10 protein-coding genes are annotated in these 15,512 nt (G+C 46.4%); 8 read left to right on the forward strand and 2 right to left on the reverse strand.

The features are described 5' to 3' along the window. Entirely contained in the window at positions 1–2,802 is a 2,802-nt protein-coding gene (locus PTE_RS07425; RefSeq protein ID WP_036844570.1) for a two component system sensor kinase, read from the reverse strand. 378 nt (positions 2,803–3,180) lie between these two features. Continuing rightward, the gene (locus tag PTE_RS22720) at positions 3,181–4,974 is read right to left on the reverse strand and encodes an inverse autotransporter beta domain-containing protein (protein WP_051477249.1); all 1,794 of its coding nucleotides are present in this window, start codon (positions 4,972–4,974) and stop codon (positions 3,181–3,183) included. A gap of 322 nt (positions 4,975–5,296) precedes the next feature. Here PTE_RS22720 and PTE_RS07435 point away from each other — a divergent pair, with 322 nt between their 5' ends. The 8 genes from PTE_RS07435 (at position 5,297) to tssC (ending at position 15,486) form a co-directional block, all read left to right on the forward strand. Continuing rightward, positions 5,297–5,689 (forward strand): DUF4150 domain-containing protein, encoded by a 393-nt coding sequence (locus PTE_RS07435; RefSeq protein ID WP_036844572.1) that lies wholly within the window; start codon positions 5,297–5,299, stop codon positions 5,687–5,689. Positions 5,690–5,702: 13 nt separating this feature from the next. Continuing rightward, a complete protein-coding gene (gene tssJ / locus PTE_RS07440; RefSeq protein WP_036844575.1) occupies positions 5,703–6,230 on the forward strand; it encodes a type VI secretion system lipoprotein TssJ in 528 nt (175 codons plus the stop codon). A gap of 25 nt (positions 6,231–6,255) precedes the next feature. Further along, on the forward strand, positions 6,256–7,605 hold the full coding sequence (tssK, locus tag PTE_RS07445) for a type VI secretion system baseplate subunit TssK (RefSeq protein WP_036844579.1): 1,350 nt from the start codon (positions 6,256–6,258) through the stop codon (positions 7,603–7,605). Beyond that, entirely contained in the window at positions 7,602–8,765 is a 1,164-nt protein-coding gene (gene icmH / locus PTE_RS07450; RefSeq protein ID WP_036844582.1) for a type IVB secretion system protein IcmH/DotU, read from the forward strand. Before tssK ends, icmH begins: the two co-directional genes overlap by 4 nt. Before the next feature lie 16 nt (positions 8,766–8,781). After that, positions 8,782–12,342 carry a type VI secretion system membrane subunit TssM gene (gene tssM / locus PTE_RS07455; protein WP_036844585.1) on the forward strand — a complete coding sequence of 1,187 codons (3,561 nt, stop codon included), beginning with the start codon at positions 8,782–8,784 and terminating at the stop codon, positions 12,340–12,342. A gap of 11 nt (positions 12,343–12,353) precedes the next feature. Further along, positions 12,354–13,367 (forward strand): type VI secretion system protein TssA, encoded by a 1,014-nt coding sequence (gene tssA / locus PTE_RS07460; protein WP_036844588.1) that lies wholly within the window; start codon positions 12,354–12,356, stop codon positions 13,365–13,367. Between the two features lie 72 nt (positions 13,368–13,439). Continuing rightward, positions 13,440–13,997: a type VI secretion system contractile sheath small subunit gene (gene tssB / locus PTE_RS07465; RefSeq protein ID WP_036844591.1), complete on the forward strand. Its 558-nt coding sequence runs from the start codon at positions 13,440–13,442 to the stop codon at positions 13,995–13,997. After that, the gene (gene tssC, locus PTE_RS07470; protein WP_036844595.1) at positions 13,984–15,486 is read left to right on the forward strand and encodes a type VI secretion system contractile sheath large subunit; all 1,503 of its coding nucleotides are present in this window, start codon (positions 13,984–13,986) and stop codon (positions 15,484–15,486) included. Before tssB ends, tssC begins: the two co-directional genes overlap by 14 nt. Positions 15,487–15,512 lie beyond the last annotated feature (26 nt).

A 15,512-nucleotide genomic window follows, 5' to 3' on the forward strand; every position in this document is an offset into this window, starting at 1 on the left:
TTAGGACCTCACGGAAAAAGGTGCATTCTGCTCGTGTTCCTCAGCAGAGCACAGTGTTGCGTTAATCAATTTGCGTAGTTTCATCAGCTCATTTTTTTGCGGCAGTGAACCGTTATGTACTTGGTTTTCCATTTCAGCAATCATACATAACAACAAATTAAGTCCTGCCTGCCCACTCACTCCCTTCATGGAATGTAAGAGCCTTTCTAATACCTCCTGTTGAGTAATATGTTGTTCAGCTTCGTCGATTAAAGTGAATAATTCCCTGCGGACTTTTTCCTGCATACTCAACAAATTTATCGACAATAACGGCTTATCCGTTTCCTGTTGCACTGTCAGGTGAATATCACGCCGCAACTGATATTCAGCAGTCATCTCCAGAATCTGAGCCAATTGTTTAATGGTGACCGGTTTGGATATGTAATCATTCATCCCGGCCTGAGCAGCGCGCTCTTTTTCTTCAGCAACTGTATTTGCCGTCAGCGCCACAATCATGCAATCTGAGTCCTGATTGTCAGGATCAATACGCCAAAGCCGGGTAGTTTCCAGACCATCGCATTGCCCCGGCATCAATATATCCATCAGCACCAGATCAAAACGGTAACGCTGCCCCAATAATAATGCTTCTGCACCATCCTGGGCATGCTGCACTTCTTGCCCTAACCGGGTCAGCATCATGCCAATGATATCCCGATTAGTCACCGCATCATCAACCAGTAATACCCGCATACGCCAAGGCTGTAACGGTACATTATCCTGAACCGGTGGCGGAGTACCGGACAACTGACGTTCTGCAATATCCCGCAGGCGACCGGGTAAAAACAGTAAATCATTGGCGGACAGCTCACCAACGTGCTTTTCTGGTAAACAGATGAGACCCCATGCTATCAGTTGACGATGTAAGACAAGCGGCGCGTCTATCTCGCCCTGCAACAACTCCGGCTCAGTAAAATCCATCAGCGGCAGTTGAAATACCACGCTGGTGCCTAAACCAAAAGCGCTGTTAAACTCCAGATTACCTCCCATCATTCTGGCCAGCGTAGCCGCAATAGCCAGCCCAAGCCCCGTTCCTTGAGCATGTTCCTGCACCTGATAAAAGGGATTAAATACCAATGCGATATTTTCTCGCGCTACGCCACACCCACTGTCAGTCACATCAAAAATCAACGTATTATCCGAGCGGGTGACAGTCAGACAAATGCCACCATCATCGGTAAATTTGCAGGCATTTCCCAATAGATTCACCAGAATTTGTCTGACACGGCTTGCATCAAGCTCCAATATCTGTGGAACATCAGCTGCGACAAAGGTTTCTAACATCAACTTTTTATTGTGCGCCATTCCCTGTATCGTCGCCATTGATTGATCCAACAAGGGTAACAACTGACTGGTGGCATACTGTAACTCAACTTGCCCAGCTTCAATGCGCGAAAAATCAAGTAATTTATTGATAATAAACAGTAAAGATAACGTACATTGGTGTGCTGTCTCTGCAAGTTGCAACTGTTCATTGCTCATCTCACTGGTTTTCAGCAATTCCAATGCACCAAGCGTCCCGCTAAGCGGCGTTCTCAATTCATGGCTGATTGTCGTCAAATGGCTACTTTTACGTTTATTAGCTAACTCTGCCTGTTGTTTCGCTTCTGTTAATGCCTTGGTACGTTCTGCTACCTTGTTTTCCAATGTAGAATATTGCTGATTCAGGGTATCAAGTAACGCATTGTAAGCCCTGGCTATTTGACCCAGTTCATCACGCCGACTCTCCGGTAAACGAACATCCAACGCACGTGGACCGGTCTTATCGATAATATCCACAAACTGCCATAACGGTTTAGCCAGATAATGGTGCAACATCCAGAATAAAGTCAGCGTTATCATCAATAAAATGACCAACGCAAAGGGAAGCTGAATAATCGCTTGATCGATGACTTCCTCAAATACACTCTTAGTAGGATAAAGTACCAATTGCTGCCAGCCAGGGCCTCTAAGCTGGATACGTAATACCTGATAACCGGGAATATGTTGCCAGCCATCATGCAACTTGACATCTTTCAGCAATGCTAAAATATGGTGTTCTGTATCCTGCGGTAATTTCCCTTTGAAAAACGGCAATAATTGCTGATTACTGTCCAGCCAGAGATCGATGTCATAATTAGTTACCGCTTGTCCATATGACAATAGATCATTGAACTTAATAGCATATCCGGTCAGCCGGCCTATTTTATCGCTCGCAGCAACAGAGATACTCCACCCACTACCGGGAATATGCTCAGGCTGTCCCCAATAAATATTATCGTGGTTGGGGATCATGGGGAAATTCGCCAACTCAAGACATCGTTTGATAAAATAGTCATCTGAAATTTTTTCCGGGGGATAAATAGATATTCCCTGAGATCGCTTAAAAATAAAGCTGTCCAGATAATAAGCTTGTCCGGCAGCGCCATATGCCTGAATAAACCAGTTATCCTGACTTATTTCGTGATCGGGCTGGCAGATGTTGCCATTAATAGGTAGATATTTGCTATCAGTATTCGACGAAATATTTTTATCATTTTCATACTTTTCATAATAAGCATCATAGCGCCTCGCCAGTTCCTGCGCGTCTTTCTCTGCGCCTTCAAAGCGGTGATTACTTAAATCTGCCCGTAAGGTCGCAAGATGTGATAACTCATCCATCACATGTTGGTGTGCGTGTTTGAAAGAAAAAAATGCCGTCGCTACGACAGAAATCAGCCATATAAGAAACAGCATCAGTGATAGAAATATAGTGAGTTTTATCACTAATGATGAGCGTGTTCTCATTTTATAATCTCCTTATTATTCAGAGATATTTTCTTGTGAAAAACCCAAATTACTCCGTGTCTATCACGTTAATTAACAACAGGTTTAGAACCTGTCTCATTTGGGCTATATTTTTACAATGCTCCATAATTCAAGAAAAACACACCAAAAGATAATAAATGCTTTATGGCAGATAACAATCAGATAAAATTTATCAAAATCTCGTAATCAAATTGTGACTAAAATCAATTTTACACCTCTTTAACATCAACAGAACCCAAACGAAAATCAATATTATCCAGAGATAGGGATTTCCTTTCCTATAAACAATATCTACAGGAAAGGATTATCACTTTTATTCAGACGGATGGGACAAACCGCCTGGCAGGCAGTCATTTGTTATTTATCCTCATCATCACTCCAACTACTATCCTCAGAGTCAGAACTAGAATCAGAATCTTCAATATGTATCCTTCTTGCGAGGATCTCTGCTACACCAGATGGACCTGGTTTAGGCTTTTCTACTTCCTCCGCTTTAGGTGTTTTTCTTAGTCTTCCCTGTATCCCATCCGGCCCCAAACTATTTATCTCATCTAAAAATGTTCGTCTATTACCCGGCGGCGGTGGCAATTCATCAACATTCACCAATACCTCATTATCCAGATGAATTGCCGCCGCCAATTCATCAACATTCACCAATACCTCATTATCCAGCGGAGGCGGCGGCGCCAATTCATCGACATTCACCAATACCTCATTATCCAGCGGTAGCGGCGGGGCCAATTCATCGACATTCACCAATACCTCATTATCCAGCGGCGGCGGCGGGGCCAATTCATCCTCTTCCAATAAAGGCGGCTCTTCATCACCTTCGCCGGGGATCATAACTAATTCAGATTCATCATCTTCTGCCGGCTCTATTACAGGCGCAGACAGCACAACCGGCTCATTAATCAATATGACCATCTCACTACTATTTGATACATTTCCCTGTTCATCATGCGCCATAGCTGAAATAGTAAGATGGTTACTTTGCTGGTTGCTATAACGGGGAAAATGTACTGCGTAACTATTATCCGATAATGGGACTATCCGGCCACCCCTCGCGCGTAATACGCTGTCATCCCACTGGATATATTTCAGGCGGTATTTTCCATTGAAAGAGAAATTAATCAGTTTCCTTTCGCCACCAAATCCACTAAGTATTGTTGGCAAATTCAGGCTCAGTTGCGATCTTTCCCGATGCTTCAACACAATGTTGTTGTTACGTTCAACCAGACGGTGACGATGATCAGCCAAAGTGCGTCTTACCGGTGCCGTCGTCGGATCAATCTGTTGGGATAAAGGTACCCCAAGCTGATAATTGAAGGACAAGCCAACCTTTGTATCGTCCTTGCCACTATGACTAAAAGTTCTATCAACACCTAATGAAATCAATGGAATAGGCGTATAATCCAGCCCTACCGTCAGTACTCGCGGGTCCTTGTAACGATTCTGGTGATTAAACAGCGCAACATCATCACCGAAATATTGCTCAAATTTCAGTTTACCACTCAGTTGCGGGTAAGAGGGAAGCCAACCCTGAGCACGGATATCATAACCATTCGCCACACGTTCAGCATAACCATTCAGTGCAGAAGATGAGTGCCAGTCCGTCAAGCCAAAATAACCGTTAGCAGCCAAATGCAGATAATCACGCCAATACTCCAAGCCGATCCCCAGCCGCTGGTGAGCATTGCCGGAAATCTGAGCATCGTAAAATGTGTTGTAACCTATAGCCCAGTCTTCTTGAAAATGACGTTGACCAATCCCCAAATTAACTATACTGCGCCCATCAAAGCGACGAGCACCCGCCTGACCAAACAGTATGCGCTCATCTCCATCATATAATGGATAAAAAAGATCGATTGAACCACTGGTCAATTCACCATCAGATAAAGGTAAATTAGCACGCACTTCCCCGGAGGAATCCTTTTCTGTACCCAGTTTAGGAATATCGCCTCCCTGTTTTACATTTTCATCAGTCTGAGGCTGTAACCACCTTTTTTTCCGTTTATGTTCGCTGCCAACGGTATTAAGATTCTCTTCTTGAGTTTCATTCACCACGGGTTCTTTTTTCTTATTGGGTTTATAGCAACTTGCCAATAGCAATGCTACGCTGATGGCAGATACATAGCCTATTTTTTTATTCATGAGCGCTTTTATTTAAATATCATTATATTAGAAATAGATCCAGGCACTGCCATGCCACTAAACAGAGAAAGACAATGCCATTCCATCCGCATATTAATTACCAATTTCACCTCCTACGACTGCTGAAATTCTTCCGAAATACAAATTTAATTGGAATCAGCCAAAACCCTTATTTTTATAATAAAGCAAGCAACAGCATTAATATTCCAATATCTGAAATCACTTTCTAATTAAAATAAGGTCAACACCTTATTGGTTATATTTTTCCCTTTGCTAATCTATTTGACAGAAATAGCAACACGTTAATTTGGTAGGTGATGATATGTTTGCAAACTGTCAACTTTTTGGTATGGACCTGGCATTTCCAGATGTCTGTATGACACCTTTACCTATCCCAGTGCCCGTTCCCTATCCCAATATGACTCTGGGTCTGATGGCAACACCTCATACTTATAAAGTGCTGTTTATGGGAATGCCGGCACATAATATGGCGACAGTGACTAATTCAAGTTTCGGCGATAACCTTGGCGTCAATCTCGGTATTGTTTCCGGTACTGTCATGGGGCCTTCACGTCATTTAATCGGCTCATTCACCACTTTAATTAAAGGGTTTCCTGCAACGCGCGTCACTAGCCTGAGTTTGCAAAACAGCACTAATATGATCGGTATGCGTTTAATTCCCAGCCAACTTAAGGTACTCCTGCTGGGCCTGTGATGGAGGACTTTCTATGCTGTTTTTTCCTCACTATAAAAGTCACTGTTTTTCCTCTTTTATTCTGTTGAGCATACTTCTGACTGTAAGTTGTTCTGCAAATAAAGTGGAAAAAAATATTCCTTACACCATTAAATTTCAAGCTCAAGGGAATATTAACAATAGCGCTCCTTTAAAATTAAATATATTGCTATTAAATGATCCAGATAAATTTAATCAGGCAGACACCTCGTCTTTACAAAAAACGTCTAATTCAACTCTGGACAATACTGTACTTTATCAAAAATCAATCTTCTTACTGCCAATAAAAGGAAAAAGTGATATCAGTATTACGGTTAATACTCCGGCAGAAGAAAAATATATTGCTATTTGGGCAGAATACCAAAATATTACCGATAAACAGTGGCGGCTCGTTATTCCTTTATCATCGTTTACAACCGTATCTTATTTATCGGTTTTAAATCCTTTTTCATCCTCTGAGCCTTATCAGTTGATTACCGTTACTTCGCACGGATTACAGATGAAATCTGAATCTGCTAAATGAATCACACATGCTCAGGAGACTACCCATGAAAAATGCACACAAAGTTCTCTGGATGGAGGGCATGTTTTTACGGCCCCACCATTTTCAGCAAGCAGATGAATATGTGGATGCACGCCTGCATCAATGGGGAGCGCTGCAACGAGCCTACAATTGGGGATTTTCATCATTAAAACTTGATGAGAGCCAACTTGCTTTAGGGAAAATCTCACTGCTGGCCGCCAGTGGTATTATGCCCGACGGTACGGCTTTTGGATTCACTGAAACTGGCGAGGCTCCACCTGCGTTAACTATCAGCACTTCACTGCGTTCACAGATTATCACTCTGGCTATACCGGCATATCTGGCCGGGCGCGAATCAGTCAGTTTCGATGATGCGCCAAACTCTCTGGCACGTTATCAGGCATTTGAAAAAGAGGTTAGCGACGTTAACTCTTTGGTCCTTGGCAGTACCATCCTGCATTGCGGTAAATTACGCCTGCGTCTGCTACCAGAAAATGAACTCAACGGCGAATGGGTTGCTATGGGAGTACTGCGGGTTTTAGAAAAAAATCAGGATGGCGTCGTCATGCTGGATACCGGATATATTCCACCGTTACTTAACTGTTGGGCAAACCCGTTGTTACAGAACATGACTCATGATCTTTACGGCCTGTTACTGCAACGCAGCCAACAACTCAGCCGTCATCTGCAATGTAACGGTGCCAGCACCTGTGATTTGTTACGGCTGGCGCTATTAAACCGTTTCAGTGCTCAACTTCAACACATCATGCATCTGCCTCAACAGGCACCGGAAACGCTTTTTCTCATCTGGATCGGCTATGCACTGGAAATGAGCTCCTTTCAAGCCCCCTATACACTGGAAGGAGAGTTACCCCGCTACAATCATCTGGATATTGGCAGTTGCTTCACCCGCCTCTCTACTTTACTGCAACGTAGCTTGTCCATTGTGTTGGAAGAGCATGTTATATCGCTGCCCTTGACCAAACGTCTGCCGGGATTAAGCGTAGCATCATTGCCGGAACAAATGAGCCTGGATGATTACCACTTTATTCTGGTTGTGAAGTCAGAGATGGTACATGACACTTTTATGGCTCACTTTCCGGCCCAAATTAAAATCTCGTCAGCCGACTGCATACGTGATCTGGTGCGTTTGCAGTTGCCGGGTATCGCCTTACGCCACCTGGTACAGATCCCCAGACAACTTCCCTATCAGAATGGGTACTGCTACTTCAAATTGGAATTCGACGATAAAACTGAACAATCGCTGGAGAAATCCAGGGTATTTGCTTTTTACGTCGCCGGAGAATTTCCTGGTCTGAAAATAGCATTTTGGGCACTCAAACGCCTGCCTGATGATGAGGATATCAGTATATGAATCGTGACTATCGTAATGCTTTAGTGCAGGCGGCTTATCCTCTGTTAAACGCCATGCCACATATTCGTCATACAGCCAAACCGGAAGACTCAGGTCAGTTACGTCAACAATTGATCGGAGAAATATATCGCTTTGAGAAACAGTGCCAACAAGCGGGATTCAGTTATGAAACTGTCCTCGGCGCCCGTTATTGTCTGTGTACTTCTCTGGACGAAGCGGTCGCATTGACCTCCTGGGGAGACAATAGCATATGGTCAGGTAATGGCTTGCTGATTACATTCCACAAAGAGAGCAGCGGCGGTGAGAAATTTTTCAAGTTACTGGATATGTTGCTGCAACAACCCAGTAAACATATCGATCTGCTCGAACTGTTCTACTTCTGTCTGCTTCTGGGATTTGGTGGGCGCTACCGCCTGATTGACAACGGCCTCGCTCAACTGGAAACCCTGATCCAGCGTCTGGCAATACGCTTGCGTCAGGTCAGAGGAGAGTATCCTGCCGCATTGAGCACTCTTCCTCCTCCCGCAATCAATACTCATCAACCGTCACGGTTATCCCGTTTCCTGGTGTTTTTCACACTATCTGGCACATTGATGACCGGTCTGCTCTACCTCGGTCTGAACACCCGGCTTAATCAGCAGACAGAACCCGTATTGACATCCATATACGATTTGCCATTGCCAGAAGCCACCATACCAGCTGAAAGCTTTTCTGTTGCGCATTTACGGCAAGTGCTGCAACCCGCGATAGAGCAGCAGGACATCACCGTCAGCCAAAACGCGGATCATGTCAGTGTTACCCTACAGGGGGGAGACTTGTTTGCTTCTGCATCAGCAACACTCAATCCGCGTTATCAGGCACCTCTCCAAGATCTTGCCAAACAACTGAACCTGACTACCGGGAAGATCATCGTACGCGGACACAGTGACAACTTGCCGATTCATACACATGCCTATTCCTCCAACTATGCCTTGTCACTGGCGCGAGCGGAAACCGTGGCACAACCGTTACGCACCGGCTTACTCCAACCACAACGGCTACAGGTTGAAAGTGCCGGCGCAGAAGCCCCTTTAGTCCCCAACACCAACGCTCAAAACCGGGCCTTGAATCGTCGTATTGACATTATTTTCAACACCACGCCAGATAATTCAGAGCAGTAGACAGGAGAGAAAGAAAATGTTGAAAGCATTTATCGCGATTATCACCAGTCGCCTGTTTTGGGGAGCACTCATTGTTGCCGCATTGTGTCTGCTCATCTGGATCATGGGGCCATTTATCGCCATCGGCGATCTGCATCCACTGATGACGGAAACGCAACGCCAAATCGCCATTACCGTGCTAATTTCGCTGTGGTTGTTACTACGGCTGTTACCTTTTCTTTATCAGGTTTGGCTAAATGGCCGTTTGCGCCGCCGCTTACACCATGTCAGCAATGTCGTCACACCAACAACCCGCAGTGCCGCTCAGTCCCTGACGGACAGCTTTAAACAGGCAGCAATCCTGATTAAACGCGGGCTGCGTCTGAATGGTGAACGGTTAACCACACGTCTGGGCAAACTCTATCTCTATCATCTGCCTTGGTATCTGGTTCTGGGTACCCAAGGATGCGGCAAAGACAAAGCCTTGCTGAACTCAGGATTAGATTTCTACCACACAACCTATCCCAGTCAGTTTGCCTTTCCTGAAACCAGCGCCGAATCACACTGCTCATGGTATTTCACTTTTCAAGGCATCATCCTTAGCCCCGCCGGAGAATACCTTAAAGAAGGTAATCCCCTGTGGCAGATTTTATTGAAACTGTTAAAACGTTATCGTCCACGCCAGCCAATCAACGCCGTTATTCTGGCAATCAGTGTGCAGGATCTACTGCAACAGGATAATGACGCTCAATACCATCAAGCTTTACTGCTGCGTAAGCGACTGATGGACCTGCGTTTGCAACTGAAAATTGACTTTCCCATCTACGTGATGATCACCAAAACCGATCTCCTGCCAGGATTCAGCAGCTATTTCAGCCATTTTTACGGCGAAGAGCTGGATCAGGTCTGGGGCTTTACCTTCCCCTGGCAACAGGAATTGCATTCTCATACTGATTTACAACAGATGCTGGATGAACAGTACAACCACCTGCAACAACGTCTGGATGCCGCACTGACGGATACCTTATTAACTCAGCAAGATATCACTCAGCGGGAACAAAGCTTCGCCTTCCCGCAGGCATTTGCAACCCTGCGTCCGGTGCTGATGCGTTATTTGAGTATTATTTTCGCCACCTCTGGCTTTGATCGGCCGTGGTTACCACACGGCCTCTATTTCACCAGCGCCAATCAAAAAAAAGGGGAATCATGGCACAACAACGGCGTTATGCAGAATAATCTGTTTGACTACAGTTATGCGCTCTCTTCTGTAAGCAACAACGATAGCAAAGTAACCAGCCGCACTGCCCGCAGTTACTTCCTGAGAGAGTTATTTCAAAAAGTCATTTTGGCTGAAAGCGGGCTAGCCGGTATCAACCGCATGTATGCATTACGCCAACGCTTTGCCCTATTGATAGGATGTAGTTTATTACTCTCTTTAATGGCCGGGATCTGCGTACTGTTACTAACCAGTTATCACAATAATAACAGCTATCTGGCACAAATTATGGCCCGGCTCCCAGTGCTGGAACGGCAGGGACAGGCACTGAGCCAACCATCAACCCGTGATCTACCCCACTTGATCCAATATTTAACACAACTACAGTCACTCACCGCAAATCACCAAATTGATTCGGACAGCCCCTCATTGGTTTATGGCATGGGGCTGTATCGGGGCCCTCAACTGAACAGCACGAGCTATCCTGTTTATCAGCATGCGTTAAAAAATTTATTGCTGCCGCTGGTGACACAGCAAGTCGAGAGCATTTTACGCCAGCAAACCGATGGCGATAGCAACGAATCAACCTACGAGGCGCTGAAAGCCTACCAGATGCTATTTCAACCACAACATTACGACGGCAAATTCCTTACTGCCTGGCTGATGCTGAACCTGTCTCATATCCCCGGTAGTGAAAAATTGGATGAGACACAGCGCGAAGCACTCCAGATGCATCTCTATCAACTACTGAATCAGAATCAGCCTGCCTGGTCCCAGCGCAAAGATCAGCAACTGATACAGGAGGCGATAAAAAATATCATGCGCTCCACATTTTCCCAGCGGGTTTATACCAGCATCAAAAAAAGAGTGATCAATAACGGACGTTTTAAATCCGTCAATCTGATTGATTTGGCCGGTTCTCAAGCTGAATTGGTGTTAAAACGAAAAAGTGCCCTGCCGGATACTGCGGCAATCCCCGGCTTCTTTACACCAGACGGATACTGGCACGGCCTGATTGCACAAGTAGATGATACGGTAAAAGCACTGCATGACACTGATCACTGGGTCCTCAATATACCGTCGCAGGTACAGGAAAAACCGGATGCGACTTACCAGGTGCGCCAGCTTTATATAAGTGATTTTATGTTGGAATGGGATACATTTCTCAATGATATCGCCCTAATTCCAGCCCATAGTCTGAACCAGCGTATTAATAATGTCCGTATTCTCTCCGGGGCCCATTCCCCTTTGCGCAATCTGCTGATCAATACCAGCCGCATTGTCGCACTCTCTCCACCGGAAGATAACGGCAAACTCACACAACTAGGCCAGCAATTGAATGATGAAGCAACCCGTAAACTGCAAAACCTGTTTCCGGCTGTCAGCCCTCCCCCTGCACTGCCTTCACCAGAACAGATTGTCAGAAACCACTACCGCGACCTGCTCGATCTCGCTCGTCCACAGGGCGATCATAGCGATACCATTGCCTTTGACGATCTATTCAAAAAACTGGGTGATCTGTATCGCTACCTCACCGCTTTACAGGAAAATGGCGAAAGCACCGCATCCTCTTCCGACACCATACTGACACAATTACAGGCTGACGCCGGTCGTCTGCCGGTGCCGTTCCGCAGCATGATCATGGATATGACGCAGGGTGCAAAAGGCGATACACAACAACAGGCTGTTTCACGCATACACCAACTCGCCGGAGCACAACTCAGTGACTTCTGCCGTGAAGCAATTGCCGGACGTTATCCACTGTCCCACTACAGCAAACGTGATATTGCACCTGATGATATGGCGCATATGTTTGCGCCGAATCAAGGGTTGATTGATCGCTTTTTTAATCAATATCTGGCGGATAAAGTCAACACTCAGGGTGATGAATGGCGCTTTTTCCCCTGGGCACTGGGCAGCACCAAACAGGAAGATCAATCACTGCTGAAAACATTCCGGCAGGCGCAATTTATCCGGGATGCATTCTTTAGTACGGCCTCTTCACAGCCTTCATTCTCTCTTACCTTGCAGCCGCTGCAAATGGATAACGATATTCTTACCCTGTCGTTAACACTTAACGATCAGCGTGTCAGCTACAGCCACGGTCCCCTGACACCCTGGTACTTCACCTGGCCCAGCAGTAACAACACCGGTACAGCCAAACTCACCATATTGCTGGCAAATGGCAAAACCAAATCACTGGAAACCTCGGGGCCCTGGGCATTAAACAGGCTGATTGACGCCGGAAAGTGGGTTCGGGAAGACAGCATGCATTACCGGATCACCTTCAATCTGGCAGGACATCAAGCCACATTGATACTCACCCCCGACAGCATACACAACCCGTTTGTCATACCGGAATTTACCTGTATCAAACCATAAGGAGAATCTTAATGGATATCGCATCTTTACTTAACCCGGTCAGCCAGGAACACCCTTGTGGAGAAGATCTGGAGTACAGTGCTGAATTCATACACCTGATCCAACTGGCGCAAGGAAAAGCCGAACAGCAATTTGGCGACTTTATCATTCCGACACAGGAACCTGACTGGCGCCAGATAGAGAAAAGCGCACTGGCTCTGCTGGCGCGCAGCAAAGATCTGCACATCATCATCTTGCTGATCCAAGCCTGGTGCCGCCAACACGGTCTGGCAGGATATGCACAAGGTCTTGTGTTATTGGAACAGATGGTCACACGTTATTGGGAAACATTGTGGCCAGCCGCAGTGCTGGATGGTGAACCGGATCCGCTGATGCGTATCAACGCTCTACAGGGGCTGGGTGATGGTTTTGCACTGGCTAAACAGGTACGCCTCTGCGAATTTGCCCGTCTGAATGGGATCATTCTCACAATGGCGGATGTGATGAAATGCCTGGATGGCAGCAATACAGAGGAGAGCCCATTTCCCGGTGGGATCGATCTTCTGATGGCTGAATTACGACAAAGTGAAGTACCGGCCACTAAGTTGATCCCACAAATAACAAACACCCTTCAATGCTTGTTTAACACACTACGCGGCCATCTTGGCGACAGCGGACTACCCGATATGCGCCGCCAGATGGCGACGCTTCATTGTCTGGCTCAGCTTCTCGCTCCCCAATCCAGTACGGTTCAAACGACAGAGGATAGCGGGCATTCTCTGCCGGACAATGGCAGCAATGAGTATCAACCAAAGGTATCCAACCGCTGGCAAACATCCGGTATCCAAAATCGTGAACAAGCTCAACAGGCGCTGGAAGCAGTGCGACAGTACTTTCTATTACATGAATCCAGTCATCCGGCACCACTGATGATTGAGCGGATACAACACCTGATTAGCCAGGATTTTATGAGCATTATGAGCAACCTTGCACCAGAGGCCATCGATCAACTTGAACACTTTTTTGGCCGTAAAAATCACACATAACGTAGGTAGAAAACAAGGCTGTTGTACTCCGCCAATTATCCATAACCACTGATTTTATCGATGGAGAATATTATGTCAGGATCAAACAGCGGGCAAAAATTCATCGCCCGTAACCGTGCTCCACGAGTACAAATTGAATACGACGTCGAACTATACGGTGATGAACGTAAGGTTCAACTGCCTTTTGTCATGGGGGTCATGTCGGATTTAGCCGGAAAATCTGCCGATCAACTTCCTCCGCTCAGTCAGCGAAAATTCCTCGACATTGATGTTGATAATTTCGATGACCGCATGAAATCACTGCACCCAAGTGTTGCCTTTCCGGTGGACAACACCCTGAGCGGTGAAGGCAAGATCCAGGTCGCCCTCACGTTCAACACGATGGATGATTTTCTGCCGGATGCGATAGCACGCCAGGTAGAACCCCTTAATCAGCTCCTGGAAGCACGTACTCAGCTCGCCAACCTGCTGTCCTATATGGATGGCAAAAGCGGGGCCGAAGAGCTGATCGCCTCTATCCTGCAAAATCCTGAATTGCTGAAATCGCTCAGTACCGCACCGCTGAATAATGAAGAATCCACCGATCCAGTCGCAGAACAAGATCAAGGAGGCACTAATGAGCCAATCTGAAATCAATGCTGCCAGTGAAACTCAGGCTACCGGTTACAATCAAGGTGAACTCAGTGCTCTGCTCAGGAAAGAGTTTCGTCCTAAAACAGATCAGGCTCGTCTTGCCGTGGAAAACGCGGTGAAAACCCTGGCCCATCAGGCTCTGGAAAACAGCCTGACCTTATCGAGCGACACTTTCAGCACCATTCAGGCGCTGATTGCCGCCATTGATAACAAACTCTCTCAGCAGATCAATGAAATTCTCCATCATCCTGATTTTCAAACTCTGGAGGGCGCATGGCGTGGTCTGCTCTATCTGGTGAGCAATACCGAAACCAGCGACATGCTGAAAATACGGATTATGAGCGTCGAAAAGAAAGAATTGGGACGCACACTGAAACGCTATAAAGGAACCGCCTGGGATCAGAGCCCAGTTTTCAAGCGGATTTATGAAGAAGAGTATGGTCAATTCGGTGGAGAGCCGCTCGGCTGCCTGGTAGGCGATTACTATTTCGATCACAATCCGCAAGATGTCGAAATGTTAGGAGAAATGGCCCGTATCGCTGCTGCTGCTCACTGCCCTTTCATCAGCAGCGCCTCACCTGGAGTTATGCAGATGGAAACCTGGCAGGAATTGGCAAATCCGCGCGATTTGAGCAAAATCTTTCTCAATACCGAATACGCCTCCTGGCGTAGCCTGCGTGAATCAGAAGATGCCCGTTACATTGGTTTGGTTATGCCGCGTTTTTTGGCTCGCTTACCTTACGGTATTAGCACCAATCCGGTTGAAGGATTCGATTTTGAAGAAAAAACCGCAGGAGCCACGCACAGTAACTATGTGTGGAGCAACGCAGCCTATGCGATGGCGGTGAATATTAACCGTTCCTTTAAAGAATATGGTTGGTGCGCATCCATCCGGGGCGTCGAGTCAGGTGGAGCGGTAGATAAACTGATATGTCACACCTTCCCGACGGATGATGGCGGTTTAGATATCAAATGTCCGACAGAGATTGCCATCAGTGACCGCCGTGAAGCGGAATTAGCAAAAAACGGTTTTATCCCGTTGGTTTACCGCAAAAACTCTGATTTTGCCGCGTTTATCGGCGCTCAATCACTGCAAAAACCGGCGGAGTATATGGATGCTGATGCCACGGCAAACGCTAATCTGGCTGCTCGCTTACCTTATCTGTTTGCCTGCTGCCGATTTGCACATTATCTGAAATGTATCGTGCGTGACAAAGTGGGTTCATTCCAGAGTCGCGATGAGATTGAACGCTGGCTGAATAAATGGATCATCAACTATGTTGATGGCGATCCCGCCAACTCCTCACAACAGACCAAAGCGCGCAAACCGCTGGCGGCTGCCGAAGTACAAGTCAACGAGCAGGAAGATAACCCCGGCTATTACCAGGCCAAATTCTTCCTGCGTCCCCATTATCAACTGGAGGGATTGACGGTTTCCCTGCGGTTGGTATCAAAACTGCCCTCCTTAAAACAGAGTGGTGGTTAATTCTGCAAGTCACTGAATGAATAAGG

The organism is Photorhabdus khanii NC19, assembly GCF_000517265.1.
Lineage (GTDB): Bacteria > Pseudomonadota > Gammaproteobacteria > Enterobacterales > Enterobacteriaceae > Photorhabdus > Photorhabdus khanii.